The sequence below is a fragment of the Roseateles subflavus genome, assembly GCF_030285365.1.
Classification (GTDB): Bacteria; Pseudomonadota; Gammaproteobacteria; order Burkholderiales; family Burkholderiaceae_C; genus Roseateles_B; species Roseateles_B subflavus.
Map to the genome: position 1 here is coordinate 195,623 of NZ_JASVDS010000005.1, position 13,090 is coordinate 208,712.

Below are 13,090 nucleotides of genomic sequence, written 5' to 3' on the forward strand. Positions count from 1 at the left end.
ACCAGCGGGACGCAAGACTGTGGCGTTCTGGCGGAATCTGGGGCTGGTCTTGACATAAGTCATGCCTCTTTGGCGTGCTTTGGCTAGATTCGTGGCTTGACGGAGTCCGCCGGATTCCGTGCCCTTCAGCCCCGAGAGCAGGACGCCCCAGCCCATGAGTGCCACGCTGAGCGCCGCCGCATTGAACCCACCTGCGGGAGCGGCCGCCACGGTGCCCGCCCCTGCGGCCGGCGCCGCCGACCCGGCGATGGCGGGCCCGTCCGCGGCCTGCGACGATGCCGCGCAACTGGACCGCTACACCGACTGGCGCGAGGAAGGCGGGCGCCGCCTCGGCCGCTCGCAGCTGCAGCTCTCCGGCATGCATTGCGCCGCCTGCGCCGGCCTCATCGAGCGCGCCCTGCTGGGACAGGCCGGCGTGCTCGAGGCCCGGGTCAACAGCGCCGCCGAACGCCTCCAGGTGCAGTGGGATCCCGCGCAGACGCAGGTGTCCCGCCTGATCCAGGCCATCGAGCGGGCAGGCTATGGGGCGGTGCCGGATCTTGCCGCGCCCGCTCGCCAGTTGCGCGAGAAGGAGCACCGCCAGGCGCTGTGGCGTCTCTTCGTTGCCAGCTTCCTGATGATGCAGGTGATGATGCTGGCCACGCCCATCTACGTCGCGGCCCCGGGTGACATGGAGCCGGACCTGCGCAATCTGCTGCAGTGGGGCGAATGGGTGCTCAGCCTGCCGGTGATGCTCTTCTCGGCCGGCCCCTTCTTCAGCGCGGCCTGGCGCCAGTTGCGCACCCGCAGCCTTGGCATGGACGTGCCGGTGGCGCTCGGTCTGCTGGTGACTTTCGTCGCCAGCACCGGCGCGGTCTTCGACCCGGCCGGCATCTTCGGCCACGAGGTCTACTTCGATTCGCTCACGATGTTCGTCAGCTTCCTGCTGGGCGGGCGCTACCTGGAGCTGCGTGCGCGGCACAAGGTCGCACGCTCGCTGGAGCTGGCGGGGGACCGCCTGCCCGAGCTGGTGCAGCGGCAGCAGCCCGACGGGCAGTTCGTCGCCGTAGGCGTCTCCGACCTGCGGGTCGGCGATCGCGTGCGCATCCTCGTGGGGCAGGCCTTCCCTGGCGACGGCGTGGTGCTCGACGGTGCCAGCGCGGCGGACGAATCCCTGCTGAGCGGCGAGTCCCTGCCGGTGAGCAAGGCCGCCGGTGATGCGCTGGTGGCCGGCAGCGTCAATCTGCAGGCGCCCGTGCTGATGGAGGTGCGCGGCCTCGGCGCCGACACGCGCTATGAGTCCATCGTCCGGCTGATGCGCAGCGCGCTCACGCAGCGGCCGTCCCAGCTGCGGCTGGCCGATCGCGCCGCCGGGCCCTTCCTGTGGGGGGTGCTGGTGCTCGCAGCCGGTGCGGCCGTCGCCTGGAGCTGGATCGATCCCTCGCGGGCCGTGTGGGTGGCGGTGTCGGTGCTGATCGTGACCTGCCCGTGCGCCCTGTCGCTGGCGGCGCCGTCGGCCTGGCTCGCGGCCACGGGCCTGCTGGCGCGCCGCGGCGTGCTGCTGTCGCGCCTGGACCTGCTGGAGACGCTGGCCCAGGTGGACACGGTGGTGATGGACAAGACGGGCACGTTGACCGAGGACCGCATGCGCCTGGGCAAGACCTGGCCCCAGGAGCCGTCGGCGTCGGATCTGGCGGTGATGCAGGCACTGGGGCGGCAGTCGCTGCATCCCTTTGCCCAGGCGGCGCTGGCGGCCTTCGAGGCGCAAGCGGATGTCGAGCTGCACGACGTCGTCGAGCATCGAGGGCAGGGCATGGAGGCCACGGACGCCCAGGGCCGGCGCTGGCGCCTGGGTGCGGGCGGCTGGGCCGCGCCGGCCTGCCCGCAGCTGCCCTCGGCCCAGCTGTTGCTGAGCTGCGACGGGCAGGCCCGGCTCGCCCTGCAGTTCGAGGAGTCGCTGCGCCCTGATGCCGTGACTGCCGTGCAGTCGTTGCAGGGGCTGGGTCTGCAGGTCGAGCTGCTGTCAGGGGACCGCCCCGAGCGCGTGGCGGCCGTGGCACAGTCCGCCGGCATCGCGCAGGCCACGGGCGGGGCCACGCCAGAGGGCAAGCTGGCGCGCGTCGAGGCGCTGCAGGCCCAGGGCCGCCGGGTGCTCATGCTGGGCGACGGCATCAACGACGCGCCGGTGCTGGCGCGGGCCGACGCCAGCATCGCGATGGGGCAGGGCGCCCTGATCGCGCGGACGCAGGCGGATGCCGTGCTGCTGTCCGGACGCCTGTCCGAGCTGGCCCGCATGCGTGCACTGGCCCTGCGCACCCGCCGCGTGATCCGCCAGAACCTGGCCTGGTCCGCCGTCTACAACGCCGCCTGCATCCCGCTGGCGCTCACGGGCTGGCTGCCGCCCTGGGCCGCGGGCATCGGCATGGCCAGCAGCTCGCTGCTGGTGATCCTCAACGCCCTGCGCCTGGCGCGGGAAAGCAAGACCTGACCCCAGGCGGTCGGGCGCATGACATGGACATTCTCTATCTGCTGATTCCGATGTCGGTGGTGCTGGTGCTGCTGATCGTCGGGGTGTTCGGCTGGGCCATCAACAGTGGCCAGCTGGACGATCTCGAGCGCGAAGGCGAGCGCATTCTGGACGATGAATCTCAGGGGGTTGATGGCGATCAAGCCATGAACAAAGTAATCCCCTAAGAATCCAGTGGTCAATCAAGTGTGAAGGAGCACGTCAATGGCAAGTGTCGCTCAGCCGGCCGGGCCGGTTTATGAGGACGGTGTCGTCAGAGCGTTTGCGCTCGCGGCCGTCCTGTGGGGCATCGTGGGCATGCTGGTGGGGGTGGTCATCGCCGCCCAGCTGGCATGGCCCGAGCTCAATCTCGGAATTCCCTGGCTCAGCTACGGCCGATTGCGGCCCCTGCACACCAACGCGGTGATCTTCGCGTTCGGTGGTTGCACGCTGTTTGCCACCTGCTACCACGTGGTGCAGCGCACCGGCCAGACACGCCTGTTCGCGCCCGGCCTGGCCTGGTTCACCTTCGTGGGCTGGCAGCTGGTCATCCTGGCCGCAGCGATCACGCTGCCGCTGGGTATCACGTCCGGCAAGGAATACGCTGAGCTCGAATGGCCCGTCGACATCCTGATCACGCTGGTCTGGGTCTCGTTCGCCATCGTGTTCTTCGGCTCCGTCGGCATCCGCAAGATCCGCCACATCTACGTGGCGAACTGGTTCTTCGGTGCCTTCATCATCGCCGTCGCCCTGCTGCATCTGGTCAACAGCGCCGCCATCCCGGTGAGCCTGTTCAAGAGCTACTCGGCCTACGCCGGTGTGCAGGACGCCATGGTGCAATGGTGGTACGGCCACAATGCCGTGGGCTTCTTCCTGACCGCAGGCTTCCTGGGGATGATGTACTACTACATCCCGAAGCAGGCCGGCCGTCCGGTGTACAGCTATCGCCTGTCGATCGTGCACTTCTGGGCCCTGATCTTCACCTACATGTGGGCGGGCCCCCACCACCTGCACTACACCGCGCTGCCCGACTGGGCGCAGTCGGTGGGCATGCTGTTCTCGCTGGTGCTGCTGGCTCCCTCCTGGGGCGGCATGATCAACGGCATCATGACCCTGTCGGGTGCCTGGCACAAGCTGCGTGACGACCCGATCCTGAAGTTCCTGATCGTGTCCCTGTCGTTCTACGGCATGTCGACCTTCGAGGGTCCGATGATGTCGATCAAGACGGTGAACGCCCTGAGCCACTACACGGACTGGACCGTCGGCCACGTGCACTCCGGTGCCCTGGGTTGGGTGGGCCTGATCTCCATGGGTTCGCTGTATCACCTGATCCCGCGCATGTTCGGCCGCACCGAGATGTACTCCAAGCGCGCCATCGAGCTGCACTTCTGGGTCGCCACGCTCGGCATCGTGCTGTACATCGCCGCGATGTGGATCGCCGGCGTGATGCAGGGCCTGATGTGGCGTGCGGTCAATCCTGACGGCACCCTGGTCTACACCTTCGTCGAAAGCGTCAAGGCGACCTATCCCTTCTACGTCATCCGTCTGTGCGGTGGCCTGCTGTACCTCGGCGGCATGCTGATCATGGCCTGGAACGTCGTGAAGACGGTCGGCGTCGGCAAGGTGCAGGCACAACCTGTCCCCGCTGTCGCGGCTCACGCCTGAGGCAAGGGAGAACTCAACATGGCTAACAACAACCACGCCGTTTCCGGTCACGAGAAGATCGAGACCAGCAACTTCCTGATGATCGTGCTGGTGCTGCTGACGGTGGTCGTCGGCGGCATCGTGGAAATCGTGCCGCTGTTCTTCCAGCGCTCGACCACCCAGGCGGTCGAAGGCCTCAAGCCCTACACCGCGCTGCAGCTGGCCGGCCGGGACGTCTACATCCGCGAGGGCTGCTACAACTGCCACTCGCAGATGATCCGTCCCTTCCGCGCCGAGACGCTGCGCTACGGCCACTACTCCGTGGCGGGCGAGTTCGTGTACGACCACCCCTTCCAGTGGGGCTCCAAGCGGACCGGTCCCGACCTGCACCGCGTGGGCGGCAAGTACAGCGACGAATGGCATCGCATCCACCTGAACAACCCGCGTGACCTGGTCCCCGAGTCCAACATGCCGGCCTATCCGTGGCTCACCAAGGCCATGGTCGATCCGGCGGACATGGCGCCCAAGATGAAGGCCCTGCGTGTGGTCGGCGTGCCTTACACCGATGACGAGATCGCCAAGGCTGGCGAGGAAGTCAAGGGCAAGACCGAGCTGGATGCCGTCGTCGCCTACCTGCAGGTGATGGGCACCGCCCTGAAGAAGTAAGGAGGCCTCTCATGGACGTCAATGACATCCGCATCGCCTTCACGCTGTTCTCCATGGTGATCTTCCTGGGCATCGTGTCCTGGGCGTTCTCCAAGCGGAACAAGCAATCCTTTGACGAGCTGGGCGGTCTGCCCCTGATGGACGATCAGGCCCCCGGCGCACTCTCCTCGCAAGGAGGCCGCAATGAGTGACTTTTTCTCCAGCGGCTGGTCGACCTTTGTCGCAGCCGCCACCATCGCAGGGCTGGTCCTGTGCCTGGTGCTGCTGATCATCGCCAGCCGTCGTCGGGTGATGGCCGACGACAACACCACCGGCCACGTCTGGGACGTGGACCTGCGTGAGATGAACAACCCGCTGCCTCGCTGGTGGATGGGCCTGTTCGTGATCACGGTGGTGTTCTCGGGCATCTACCTGGCCATGTACCCGGGCCTGGGCAGCAGCGAGGGCACCCTCAAGTGGTCCAGCGCCGGCCAGTACGAGGCAGAGCAGGCCAAGGCCCGTGCGGCCCTGGAAGGCGTCTATGCCAAGTACCAGGCGATGGACGCGGCGGCCCTGTCCAAGGATCCGTCGGCCATGGCCATCGGCGAGCGCCTGTTCGCCAACAACTGCGCCGGCTGCCACGGCTCCGACGCCAAGGGCTCCAAGGGCTTCCCGAACCTCACCGACAACGACTGGCTGTACGGCGGCGCGCACGAGACCATCGTGCAGACCATCAACGGCGGTCGCAACGGCGTGATGCCCCCGATGGCCGCGGCCATCGGTGGTCCCGAGGACGTGAAGAACGTGGCGAACTATGTGCTGAGCCTGTCGGGCAGCCCGCACAACTCGATCGCTGCCCAGCTGGGCAAGGCCAAGTTCGGCGCCTGCGCGGCCTGCCACGGTCCTGATGGCAAGGGCAACCAGGCCATCGGTGCCCCGAACCTGACCGACAAGGTCTGGCTGCACGGCTGGGGCGAGGACGCTGTCATTGCCATGATCAACAACGGCAAGAACAACGTCATGCCGGCCCATGCCTCGCGCCTGAGCCCCGAGCAGATCCACGTCCTGGGTGCCTATGTGTGGAGCCTGTCGCAGGGCACCGCCGTCGCCGCCCAGTAACGTCCAACGCAGCAAGGATTGATCCCCATGAGCAGTAGCAGCGACACCTCCTCGAGCGCCCCGAATCAAGCCCTCCCGGGCGATGATGCAGCCCGCGAGATGGTGTCGCTCTACCAGGCTCAGAAGAAGATCTACCCCAAGGCCGTCAGCGGATGGTTCATCCGCTGGCGCTGGGCCTTGGTCTGGTTCACGCAGCTCCTGTTCTACGGGCTGCCCTGGCTGGAGTGGAATGCGCGGCAGGCGGTCCTGTTCGACCTCGGTGCGCGCCGGTTCTACATCTTCGGCATGGTCCTGTATCCGCAGGACTTCATCTACCTCACGGCGCTGCTGCTGATCTCAGCCTACGCGCTCTTTCTTTTCACCGCAGTCGCCGGTCGACTGTGGTGCGGCTACGCTTGTCCGCAGACGGTCTACACCGAGATCTTCATGTGGATCGAGCGCAAGTTCGAAGGCGACCGCGCCGCCCGCATGAAGCTGGACGCCGCTCCCTGGTCCCTCGACAAGTTCATCCGCAAGGGCGGCAAGCAGGCGGCGTGGATCGCCCTGGCGCTCTGGACGGGCTTCACCTTCGTCGGCTACTTTACCCCCATCCAGGTCCTGGCGACCGAGGTGGCGGCCTTTGGCCTCGGGCCGTGGGAGCTGTTCTGGGTGCTGTTCTACGGCTTTGCCACCTACCTGTTCGCCGGCTACATGCGCGAGCAGGTCTGCAAGTACATGTGCCCGTACGCGCGCTTCCAGAGCGCGATGTTCGACAAGGACACGCTGATCATCAGCTACGACGCGGAGCGCGGCGAGCCGCGTGGCTCCCGCGGCCGCAAGATCGACATCAAGGCTGCCGGCCTGGGTTCCTGCATCGACTGCAATCTGTGCGTGCACGTCTGCCCCACCGGCATCGACATCCGCAACGGCCTGCAGTACGAATGCATCGGCTGCGCCGCCTGCATCGACGTCTGCAATGGCGTGATGGACAAGATGGGCTACCCGCGTGGCCTCGTCCGCTACGACACGCAGAACGGCCTGAGCCAGCACCTGAGCCGCACGCAGCTGATCCGCCGCATGTTCCGGCCACGCGTGCTGGTCTACTCGAGCATCCTCGTCATCATCTGCATCGCGCTGTTCTGGCACATGCTCACGCGCACGCCGTTCAAGGTCGACGTGGTGCGGGACCGCGCCTCGCTGGCCCGGTTGGTGGACGATGGCTTCATCGAGAACGTCTACCGCCTGCAGGTCATGAACGCGACCGAGCAGACGCAGTCCTACACCGTGACCGCCGACGGCCTGCAGGGCCTGGCGATGACGCAGCCGCTGCACATGAGCGTCGGTCCGGCCGAGGCGCGCTGGGTGTCCGTGTCGCTTCGCGTCCCGCCGCAGACAGCACAATCGGCGGGCAGCGGTGCCCATGAGATCCATTTCCGCATCGTCCGTGATGCAGCCATTGGCGAGGAACAACGCCAGCTGGCCGAAAAATCCACCTTCGTGGTTCCCCGCTAGGAGCGCAACATGAGTGACTCGCAAACTGCTTCGACCCCGCCGCGTGCCTGGTGGCACGAGCGCATGATGTGGCTCGTCGTCGGCGGGCCGGCCGCGGTGGTCTGCGCCAGCTTCCTGACGCTGGGCATGGCCATCAAGCACCCGGACCCGGTGATCGAGACGCAGCAGCGCGTCTCTGCCGACAGCGCGGCTGACGGCCCGCAGGCCGCGGCCCTGGCGCCCGCCATCGCGGCCCGCAACCATGCCGCCACTGGCGGTCCCGCGAGCGGCAAGTAAGCCGCCGCAGTCCATCTGGAGGACACCGGGATGGGACTGATAGGTGAGAAACCGGGCCCGGCGCGCTGGGCCATGCACATCCTCTGGCCGGCTTTCGTGATGGCCGGCGTCACCGAAGCGCTGGTCTTCACGCTCGTCGACCCCATGGACCTCAGCTGGTTCGGCGCCGCCCCCGTGCAGCTGAGCCGCGAGGCGGTCTACACGCTGGCCTTCATGGCCTTCTGGGTGCTGATCAGCCTGGCGTCGTCGATGACGCTCCTGCTGGCCCGGCTGCCGGCCGACGCCGTGCCCGGGCATCCGCGCCGCTGGCCGCAGTGAGCGGCCGGGGTGGCCTGGCGCCCCCAGACGCGTCCCCGCGTACGCTGACCTCCGGCCGCCATCGCGCCCGAACATCGCCCAACAAAAAGCCCGCTCGAGAGCGGGCTTTGTTCGTTCGGGGGCGCTGGCGTCAGGTGCAGTGCGCCGTGTTGACCAGCTTCTGCAGGCCGTTCTGGTCGATGATGCGGATCTGGCGCTGCTTCACCTCGAGCAGGCCCTCGTCCTGGAACTTGGAGAAGGTGCGGCTGACGGTCTCGAGCTTGAGGCCCAGATAGCTGCCGATCTCCTCGCGGGTCATGCGCAGCACGAGCGCGGAGGCGGAGAAGCCGCGCGCCTGCAGGCGTTGGGTGAGGTTCAGCAGGAAGGCGGCGAGGCGCTCCTCGGCACGCATGGAGCCCAGCAGCAGCATCACGCCGTGGTCGCGCACGATCTCGCGGCTCATGATCTTGTGGAACTGGTGCTGCAGGTCGGTGAACTCGCGGGAGAGTTCCTCGAGCTGGCTGTAGGGAATCACGCAGACCTGGCTGTCCTCGAGCGCCACGGCATCGCAGGAGTGGCGGTCATTGCTGATGCCATCGAGGCCCAGCAGCTCGCCGGCCATCTGGAAGCCGGTGACCTGGTCACGGCCGTCTTCGGAGGACACGCAGGTCTTGAAGAAACCGGTGCGCACCGCGTACAGCGACTGGAAGGCATCGCCGGTGCGGAACAGGGTGTCCCCGCGGGACACATTGCGGCGCGTGGCCACCAGGTTGTCCAGCTGGTCCAGGTCCGATTGCGATAGGCCCACGGGCAGGCAAAGCTCGCGCAGGTTGCAGCTGGAGCATGCGACCTTGAAGGGCTCGATCTTGATCGGGGTCTGGGTATTCATGGTGCGCATTATGGGCTGGGACTGCGAGTTCAGCGGCGAATTGTCAATAGCCGCGGCCGGGGCAGGGGATGGGTTGAACATGACGCTCCTCAAGGCTGGGGCCATTGTTTACCCGCGGCTTTTGATCAATCTTGATACAGGTCAATCAGTGCTTGTGCAGGCTTGGCACAGTGGCGACATGGAAACCATCACCACTGCCGCCCTGCCGGGCATCACCGAAGACGTGCTGCGCCGTTTCGATGTGTCCGGCCCGCGCTACACCTCCTATCCCACGGCCGACCGCTTCGTCGAGGCGTTCTCTGTCGAGCAGTACAGGCAGGCACTGAACCAGCGTGCGCAGGGCGGTGTGGTGGGCGGCGGGGCGCCGCTGTCGTTGTACATCCACGTGCCGTTCTGCGAGTCGGTCTGCTACTACTGTGCCTGCAACAAGGTCATCACCAAGCACCACGACCGTGCGGCGGAATACCTCGAGGTGCTGATCCAGGAGATGGACCTGACCATGGCCGAGCTCGGCCGCGCACAGGCGCTGTCGCAGCTGCACTTCGGTGGCGGCTCGCCCACCTTCCTGAGCGACGAGGAACTGACGCAGCTGATGGACGCCATCAAGCAGCGTTTCCGCCTGGCGCCGGGGGCGGAGATTTCCATCGAGGTGGATCCCCGCACCGTCACCTCGGATCGCCTGAAGCACCTGCGCAGCCTCGGCTTCAACCGCCTGAGCTTCGGCGTGCAGGACTTCGATCCTGAGGTGCAGAAGGCGGTCCACCGCATCCAGAGCTACGAGATGGTCGAGGCGCTGATGCAGGACGCGCGCGCGCTCGGTTTCGAGTCCACCAATGTCGACCTGATCTACGGCCTGCCGCAGCAGACGCCGGAGAGCTTCCAGCGCACGATCCAGCAGGTCGCCACGCTGCGCCCGGACCGCATCGCGCTGTACGGCTACGCGCACCTGCCGACGCGCTTCAAGCCGCAGCGCCGCATCGACGCCACGCAGCTGCCGGTCGCCGCTTCCAAGCTGACCATGCTGTCGACGGCATTGAGCGGCTTCGTGGGCCTTGGCTATGCCTACATCGGCATGGACCATTTCGCGCTGCCCAACGACTCGCTGGCCGTCGCCAAGCGGCAGGGCCGCCTGCACCGCAACTTCCAGGGCTACAGCACGCAGCCGGACTGCGACCTGATCGGCCTGGGCGTCTCGGCCATCGGCCGCGTCGGGGCGACCTACAGCCAGAACGCCAAGACGCTGCCCGAGTACTACGACGCCATCCGCCAGGGCCAGCTGCCCATCCAGCGTGGCCTGGCGCTGAACCGGGACGACCTGGTGCGTCGCGCCATGATCATGGCCCTGATGTGCCAGGGGCGGGTGGAGTTCGAGTCCATCGAGGTGGCCCACCTGATCCGCGTGCGGGACTACTTCCGCAGCGAACTGGAGCTGCTGACGTCCATGCAGGACACGGGGCTCGTCGTCGTCGAGCCCGAAGCCATCCAGGTCACGCCGCTGGGCTGGTACTTCGTGCGGGCGGTGGCCATGGTCTTTGACCGTTACCTCCAGGCCGACCGGACCCGCGCGCAGTTCTCGCGCATCATCTGACGCGCCAGGCAACGGACTTTTCGCGCATCATTGCCGCCCATGGAAGCAGCGCTCGTCGGCTCGGCCCTCCTGATGGGCCTGGCGGGAACCCCGCATTGCGCCGTCATGTGCGGCGCGCCTTGCGCTGCGCTCAGCGAGGGGTCGCCACGCAGCGTCGCCCACCTCAGTTTCCAGGCGGGGCGCCTGCTCAGCTACGCCGCGGCTGGGGCCGTGGCCGCCTCCAGCGTCTCCCTGATGGCGCACTGGGGGCAGACGGTGGCCTGGCTGCGTCCGCTGTGGCTGCTGCTGCACCTGGGCGCGCTGGGCCTGGGGCTCTACCTGCTGTGGAAGGCGCGCCAGCCGGCCTGGCTCTCGGCTCTCGGGCGCGAGGGCAGCCGTGACAACGCGATCGGCGTGGCGGCGCTCGCGGCCGGCGGGCCGGCGCTGAGCGTGCCGCGCCGTCCGCGCTGGCGCTCGCTGCTGGCTGGCCTCGGCTGGGTCGCCTGGCCCTGCGGCCTGCTGCAGTCGGCTCTGCTCCTGGCGGCGCTGGCGAACGGTGCCGCGGGCGGTGCCGCCGTCATGGGCGCCTTCGCGCTCACCTCCGGCCTGGGGCTGGCCGTCGGGCCGGCCCTCCTGTGGAAGCTCCTCGGCCTCGGCGCCGTGGAGGAGGGCCGCGGCATGCGCTGGGCCACGCGCCTGGGCGGGCTGGGCCTGGTGCTCAGTGCCGGCTGGGCGCTCGGTCATGGCGTCTGGGCGCAGATCCAGGCCTATTGCGCCTGAACGCCCGGGCATGGCCCTGAAACCGGTCCCCGCTCGTCAGCCGCGGACGACGACCGCGGGTGAAACCGCATTGAAACGCCAGACGGGCCGTCGTATCAGGCCCGTGAAAGCTCTGCTGGCATAGAATCGATTTCTTTATGGCGGCACCCCGCCGCAACCAACCTCGCGACTAGCGGAGACGACTACACATGTACCAACACATCAAGGTGCCCGAAGGCGGGCAGAAGATCACGGTCAACGCCGACTTCTCCCTGAATGTGCCCGACCAGCCGATCATTCCCTACATCGAGGGTGACGGCACGGGGTTTGACATCACGCCCGTGATGATCAAGGTCGTCGACGCAGCGGTGGCCAAGGCCTACGGCGGCAAGAAGAAGATCCACTGGATGGAGATCTACGCCGGCGAGAAGTCGACCAAGGTCTACGGCCCCGACGTCTGGCTGCCCGAAGAGACCCTGCAGGTCCTGAAGGACTACGTGGTGTCCATCAAGGGCCCGCTGACCACGCCCGTCGGCGGTGGCATCCGTTCGCTGAACGTGGCCCTGCGCCAGGAGCTGGACCTTTACGTCTGCCTGCGTCCGGTGCGCTACTTCAAGGGCGTGCCTTCCCCCGTCAAGGAACCGCACAAGACCGACATGGTCATCTTCCGTGAGAACTCGGAAGACATCTACGCCGGCATCGAGTTCGAGGCCCAGAGCGACAAGGCCAAGAAGCTGATCGCCTTCCTGCAGAACGAGTTCGGCGTCAAGAAGATCCGCTTCCCGGAAACCTCCGGCATCGGCATCAAGCCGGTGTCGAAGGAAGGCACCGAGCGCCTGGTGCGCAAGGCCATCCAGTACGCCATCGACAATGACAAGCCCAGCGTGACCATCGTGCACAAGGGCAACATCATGAAGTTCACCGAAGGTGGCTTCCGTGACTGGGCCTACGCCCTGGCCCAGACCGAGTTCGGCGCCGAGCTGATCGACGGCGGCCCGTGGTGCAAGTTCAAGAACCCGAAGACCGGCAAGGACATCGTGGTCAAGGACTCCATCGCCGACGCCTTCCTGCAGCAGATCCTGCTGCGCCCGGCCGAGTACTCCGTGATCGCCACGCTGAACCTGAACGGTGACTACGTGTCTGACGCCCTGGCAGCCCAGGTCGGCGGCATCGGCATCGCCCCCGGCGCGAACCTGAGCGACTCCGTCGCCATGTTCGAAGCCACCCACGGCACCGCGCCGAAGTACGCTGGCAAGGACTACGTGAACCCCGGTTCCGAGATCCTGTCCGCCGAAATGATGCTGCGCCACATGGGCTGGCTGGAGGCTGCCGACCTGATCATCTCGTCGATGGAAAAGTCCATCCTGAGCAAGAAGGTCACCTATGACTTCGCCCGCCTGCTGGACGGCGCCACGCAAGTGTCGTGCTCCGGTTTCGGTCAAGTCATGATTGACCACATGTGATGGCTGCGGCGCAAGCCGCATCCCGCATGACGAGGCACCTTCGGGTGCCTTTTTCTTTGCCCGCCCGCTGGACGGAAGGGCGGCCCTGGTGCACAGGCGGGCGCTGGGTGCGCCTTCGCGGCGCGCCCCGCCTGGCACCAATGACAAACGCCTGCAACACACCCCTGATGGCAGGGGCGCACTGCAGGCGCCTAGGGGCTGACGTGCGGGTCAGCTGAGGGCGGCTTCACCGCCGATCGGCGTGATGTTCTGGGCCAGCTGACCCTTGGGGCCAGCCACCAGCTCGAAGCTGACCTTGCTGCCCTGTTTGAGGGTACGGAAGCCCTCCATCTGGATCGCCGAAAAATGGGCGAACACGTCTTCGCCACCTTGCTCCGGTTCAATGAAGCCAAAACCCTTGGCATCGTTGAACCACTTCACGGTTCCTTGTTGCATTTCCTTCTCCATCCCGGTGT

Annotated in this window: 14 protein-coding genes; 12 read left to right on the forward strand and 2 right to left on the reverse strand. The window is 66.9% G+C overall.

Annotated features, from left to right (window positions below; translation table 11 throughout):
- Window positions 1–154 precede the first annotated feature (154 nt).
- Genes QRD43_RS17665 through QRD43_RS17705 form a run of 9 tightly spaced genes read left to right on the forward strand, consistent with a single transcriptional unit; the run spans window position 155 to window position 7,978 of the window.
- Entirely contained in the window at window positions 155–2,467 is a 2,313-nt protein-coding gene (locus QRD43_RS17665) for a heavy metal translocating P-type ATPase (protein ID WP_285983824.1), read from the forward strand.
- Between the two features lie 23 nt (window positions 2,468–2,490).
- Window positions 2,491–2,673, forward strand: coding sequence for a cbb3-type cytochrome oxidase assembly protein CcoS (ccoS, locus tag QRD43_RS17670; protein WP_285983825.1), 183 nt, complete (start codon window positions 2,491–2,493; stop codon window positions 2,671–2,673).
- A 37-nt stretch (window positions 2,674–2,710) separates the two neighbouring features.
- Complete coding sequence (ccoN, locus tag QRD43_RS17675; RefSeq protein ID WP_285983826.1) at window positions 2,711–4,150, forward strand: cytochrome-c oxidase, cbb3-type subunit I; 1,440 nt, start codon at window positions 2,711–2,713, stop codon at window positions 4,148–4,150.
- A gap of 18 nt (window positions 4,151–4,168) precedes the next feature.
- Window positions 4,169–4,795, forward strand: a complete 627-nt coding sequence (ccoO, locus tag QRD43_RS17680; protein ID WP_285983827.1) for a cytochrome-c oxidase, cbb3-type subunit II — start codon at window positions 4,169–4,171, stop codon at window positions 4,793–4,795.
- A gap of 11 nt (window positions 4,796–4,806) precedes the next feature.
- Window positions 4,807–4,986: a cbb3-type cytochrome oxidase subunit 3 gene (locus tag QRD43_RS17685; protein WP_285983828.1), complete on the forward strand. Its 180-nt coding sequence runs from the start codon at window positions 4,807–4,809 to the stop codon at window positions 4,984–4,986.
- Window positions 4,979–5,893, forward strand: a complete 915-nt coding sequence (gene ccoP, locus QRD43_RS17690) for a cytochrome-c oxidase, cbb3-type subunit III (RefSeq protein WP_285983829.1) — start codon at window positions 4,979–4,981, stop codon at window positions 5,891–5,893. The genes QRD43_RS17685 and ccoP overlap by 8 nt, the downstream gene beginning before the upstream one ends.
- 27 nt (window positions 5,894–5,920) lie before the next feature.
- The gene (gene ccoG, locus QRD43_RS17695) at window positions 5,921–7,384 is read left to right on the forward strand and encodes a cytochrome c oxidase accessory protein CcoG (protein ID WP_434063905.1); all 1,464 of its coding nucleotides are present in this window, start codon (window positions 5,921–5,923) and stop codon (window positions 7,382–7,384) included.
- Between the two features lie 9 nt (window positions 7,385–7,393).
- On the forward strand, window positions 7,394–7,660 hold the full coding sequence (locus tag QRD43_RS17700; protein WP_285983830.1) for a hypothetical protein: 267 nt from the start codon (window positions 7,394–7,396) through the stop codon (window positions 7,658–7,660).
- Between the two features lie 30 nt (window positions 7,661–7,690).
- Window positions 7,691–7,978 (forward strand): hypothetical protein, encoded by a 288-nt coding sequence (locus tag QRD43_RS17705; protein WP_285983831.1) that lies wholly within the window; start codon window positions 7,691–7,693, stop codon window positions 7,976–7,978.
- A gap of 130 nt (window positions 7,979–8,108) precedes the next feature.
- On the opposite strand, the gene fnr is transcribed toward QRD43_RS17705, so the two are convergent.
- Entirely contained in the window at window positions 8,109–8,855 is a 747-nt protein-coding gene (gene fnr, locus QRD43_RS17710) for a fumarate/nitrate reduction transcriptional regulator Fnr (protein ID WP_285983832.1), read from the reverse strand.
- A 169-nt stretch (window positions 8,856–9,024) separates the two neighbouring features.
- Between fnr and hemN the strand changes: the two genes are divergently transcribed.
- The 3 genes from hemN (at window position 9,025) to icd (ending at window position 12,635) form a co-directional block, all read left to right on the forward strand.
- Window positions 9,025–10,434: an oxygen-independent coproporphyrinogen III oxidase gene (hemN, locus tag QRD43_RS17715; protein ID WP_285983833.1), complete on the forward strand. Its 1,410-nt coding sequence runs from the start codon at window positions 9,025–9,027 to the stop codon at window positions 10,432–10,434.
- Between the two features lie 39 nt (window positions 10,435–10,473).
- Window positions 10,474–11,193, forward strand: a complete 720-nt coding sequence (locus tag QRD43_RS17720; protein ID WP_285983834.1) for an urease accessory protein UreH domain-containing protein — start codon at window positions 10,474–10,476, stop codon at window positions 11,191–11,193.
- A 188-nt stretch (window positions 11,194–11,381) separates the two neighbouring features.
- The gene (gene icd / locus QRD43_RS17725) at window positions 11,382–12,635 is read left to right on the forward strand and encodes an NADP-dependent isocitrate dehydrogenase (RefSeq protein ID WP_285983835.1); all 1,254 of its coding nucleotides are present in this window, start codon (window positions 11,382–11,384) and stop codon (window positions 12,633–12,635) included.
- A 210-nt stretch (window positions 12,636–12,845) separates the two neighbouring features.
- Here icd and QRD43_RS17730 read toward each other — a convergent pair whose 3' ends face one another.
- On the reverse strand, window positions 12,846–13,070 hold the full coding sequence (locus QRD43_RS17730; RefSeq protein WP_285983836.1) for a cold-shock protein: 225 nt from the start codon (window positions 13,068–13,070) through the stop codon (window positions 12,846–12,848).
- Window positions 13,071–13,090: the final 20 nt, after the last annotated feature.

What these genes read in the sequence shown, in the direction of transcription:
- QRD43_RS17665 (WP_285983824.1), top strand. Translation starts at nt 155, where the DNA reads ATGAGTGCCACGCTGAGCGCCGCCGCATTGAACCCACCTGCGGGAGCG.
- ccoS (WP_285983825.1), top strand. Translation starts at nt 2,491, where the DNA reads ATGGACATTCTCTATCTGCTGATTCCGATGTCGGTGGTGCTGGTGCTG.
- ccoN (WP_285983826.1), top strand. Translation starts at nt 2,711, where the DNA reads ATGGCAAGTGTCGCTCAGCCGGCCGGGCCGGTTTATGAGGACGGTGTC.
- ccoO (WP_285983827.1), top strand. Translation starts at nt 4,169, where the DNA reads ATGGCTAACAACAACCACGCCGTTTCCGGTCACGAGAAGATCGAGACC.
- QRD43_RS17685 (WP_285983828.1), top strand. Translation starts at nt 4,807, where the DNA reads ATGGACGTCAATGACATCCGCATCGCCTTCACGCTGTTCTCCATGGTG.
- ccoP (WP_285983829.1), top strand. Translation starts at nt 4,979, where the DNA reads ATGAGTGACTTTTTCTCCAGCGGCTGGTCGACCTTTGTCGCAGCCGCC.
- ccoG (WP_434063905.1), top strand. Translation starts at nt 5,921, where the DNA reads ATGAGCAGTAGCAGCGACACCTCCTCGAGCGCCCCGAATCAAGCCCTC.
- QRD43_RS17700 (WP_285983830.1), top strand. Translation starts at nt 7,394, where the DNA reads ATGAGTGACTCGCAAACTGCTTCGACCCCGCCGCGTGCCTGGTGGCAC.
- QRD43_RS17705 (WP_285983831.1), top strand. Translation starts at nt 7,691, where the DNA reads ATGGGACTGATAGGTGAGAAACCGGGCCCGGCGCGCTGGGCCATGCAC.
- fnr (WP_285983832.1), bottom strand. Translation starts at nt 8,855, where the DNA reads ATGCGCACCATGAATACCCAGACCCCGATCAAGATCGAGCCCTTCAAG.
- hemN (WP_285983833.1), top strand. Translation starts at nt 9,025, where the DNA reads ATGGAAACCATCACCACTGCCGCCCTGCCGGGCATCACCGAAGACGTG.
- QRD43_RS17720 (WP_285983834.1), top strand. Translation starts at nt 10,474, where the DNA reads ATGGAAGCAGCGCTCGTCGGCTCGGCCCTCCTGATGGGCCTGGCGGGA.
- icd (WP_285983835.1), top strand. Translation starts at nt 11,382, where the DNA reads ATGTACCAACACATCAAGGTGCCCGAAGGCGGGCAGAAGATCACGGTC.
- QRD43_RS17730 (WP_285983836.1), bottom strand. Translation starts at nt 13,070, where the DNA reads ATGCAACAAGGAACCGTGAAGTGGTTCAACGATGCCAAGGGTTTTGGC.